The sequence below is a fragment of the Cupriavidus sp. 01L46 genome (assembly GCF_056399905.1).
Genome location: NZ_JBFTSF010000527.1, coordinates 1 through 2,333, shown reverse-complemented (window position 1 = coordinate 2,333; position 2,333 = coordinate 1). Strand labels below are relative to the sequence as shown.

The 2,333-nt window shown below is 68.0% G+C and carries 3 protein-coding genes; 2 read left to right on the top strand and 1 reads right to left on the bottom strand.

Annotated features, from left to right (window positions below; translation table 11 throughout):
• Window positions 1-462, top strand: a 462-nt coding sequence (locus AC1DS3_RS37905; RefSeq protein ID WP_477129280.1) for an Lrp/AsnC family transcriptional regulator, incomplete at its 5' end; no start/stop codon positions are given.
• Window positions 463-522: 60 nt separating this feature from the next.
• On the opposite strand, the gene AC1DS3_RS37900 is transcribed toward AC1DS3_RS37905, so the two are convergent.
• Window positions 523-1,941 carry an aminotransferase-like domain-containing protein gene (locus tag AC1DS3_RS37900; protein ID WP_477109240.1) on the bottom strand — a complete coding sequence of 473 codons (1,419 nt, stop codon included), beginning with the start codon at window positions 1,939-1,941 and terminating at the stop codon, window positions 523-525.
• Window positions 1,942-2,073: 132 nt separating this feature from the next.
• Here AC1DS3_RS37900 and AC1DS3_RS37895 point away from each other — a divergent pair.
• On the top strand, window positions 2,074-2,333 hold a 260-nt coding region (locus tag AC1DS3_RS37895; RefSeq protein WP_477129279.1), incomplete at its 3' end, for a type 1 glutamine amidotransferase family protein.

Here is a 2,333-nt window from a genome sequence, read left to right as displayed (position 1 = left end):
GAGCTAGACCGCATCGACCGGCGCCTGCTGGGGGCGTTGCAGGAAAATGGCCGCGCGTCCAACCTGGAACTGGCCGAGGCCATCCGCCTGTCGCCAGCCCAGACGCTGCGCCGCCACCGGCGCCTGGAAGAGCTCGGCATCATCAAGCGCTACGAGGCCCGGCTGGACTCCGCCAGCCTGGGCTTCGGCGTGGTGGCCTTTATCCATGTCACGATGGAACGCGGCCATATCCGGGACTTGTCGAACTTCAAGGGGTTGGTCGCCGAGCTGGCGCAAATCCAGGAGTGCTTCTCCGTGACCGGCGATATCGACTATGTGCTCAAGGTAGTGGCGCGCGATCTGAAGTCGCTGTCGGATTTCCTGCTCGACACCCTGATGCGCATCCCGGGTGTGAGCGGCGTGAAGTCCAGCGTCTGCCTGGACGAGATCAAGTGCACCAGCGCGATGCCGCTGGAGCCTTGAGCCCGGATCCTCTGCCTGCTGGCTTGCCGAGGCCGCGGGGCAGTCACAGCCAGCGCGCGATCACGCTTGCACCGCCGCGAGCGCACCGATGCGGTCGAGCGCGGCGAGCAGCTTTGGCGTGGCCGGCTGGGCGCAATTGATCCGGACATGATGCGCGTACCGGCTGCCGTCCGGGCAGAACATGGCACCCGGACCGATGCTGATGCCCTCGCTCGCCGCCGCCTCGCACAGCGATAGCGCGTTGACATGGGCGGGCAGTTCCACCCACAGCAAGAAGCCATCGTCGGGCGCGCGCAGCTTCGTCCCCGCTGGCCAGGCGGCCGCGATGCGCGATGAGAACGTGCGCACCGAGTCCTTGATCCGCTGGCCGTAGCGGCGCAGATGCCGGTCGTAGTCGCCGCTCGAGAACATGTCGGCCAGCGCCGCCTCGAACAACGGCGATCCGGCCAGGCTCGCCTCGACCCGCGCCTCCAGCACCGCCTCGAAGCGGTGGCCCGGCGCGATCCAGCCGATGCGCCATCCCGGCGCCAACGTCTTCGACACCGACGTGCAATACAGCACATTGCCGGACGCGTCGAACGCCTTGCAGGCCGGCGCCCGCGGCTTGCCGGCCGAGAGATCGCCGTACACGTCATCCTCGATCAGCGGCACCCCGGCATCGTCAAGCAGTTGTACCAGCGTGCGCTTGTCGGCGATGGACATCGTGAAGCCCAGCGGGTTGTTGGCGGTGGGCACCGACACCACGGCGCTGACCCGATGCCGCTGCAGGATCTGCGCCAGCGCCGCCAGGTCCATCCCGGTACGCGGATGGGTGGGCACCTCGATGGCGCGCAGCCCGAGGCTGCGCAGCAGCATCAACGTCCCGAAGTAGCAAGGCGACTCCACCGCGACCACATCGCCCGCTTTGCAGGTCACCTGCAAGGCAAGCCGCATGGCCTGGCTCTGCCCTTGCGTGAGCACCAGTTGATCGGGCGAGATGTGCAGGCCCCAGCGCGCCGCGCGGCGCGCGATCTGGCTGCGCAGGTCGAGGCGCCCCGGTGGCACGCTGTAGGCCAGGCCCGACGCCCCGAGCCTGCGGGTCGCGCCCAGCATGCTGCGCGCCAGCGCCTTGTCCGGCAGCCATGCCGCGCACGGCGACGCGGCCCCCAGCGCAACCAGGCCGGGCGCGCGCACCTGGGCGAATAGCGCATGCACATTGGCGGTCAGCGTCACCGGCCGGGCCGTGGCGCCGGGTTGCGGGGCCAGCGGCTCGGCGGGCATGTCCGCGCAAACGTAGAAGCCTGACCTTGGCCTGGCCACCACAAGGCCGCTCGCCTCCAGCACCCGCAGCGCGTGTTCCGCCGTTGGCGCGCTGACCTGCTCGATCTCGGCCAGCCGGCGCACCGACGGCATCTTGGCGCCGGGTGCCAGGTCGCCACGGCGGATGGCCGCGCGCAGCCGGTTGGCGATCGCCTGGTAGGTCGGGGGGCTGTCCGCCATCTCTCTATCCTCTATCGGCCATCTGTATAGCCATGAAAATTGATTGATTGACTATACAGCCAAGTCGCCGGCGCGGCGAGAATCCCGTCTCCGAAGCGGATATTCCCTTCATTGATCCAATAGGAGAACCCGATGAACATTGCCATGCTGGCTTACGATGGCTTCACCGATGTCGATCTGTTCCTGCCCTGGGACCTGTTCAACCGGGTCCAGGACCCAGCCTATGTGGGCTACGCCAAGCCCTGGTCGGTGCGGATCTGCGCGGACACGCCGCAGGTGACCTCCAACACCGGCATCACCATCACGCCGCATGGCGGCTTGAGCGAGCTTGCCAAGGCCGATGCCGTGTTCATTGTCAGCGGCCCCGGGTCGCGGGCGAAGCTCAACAATCA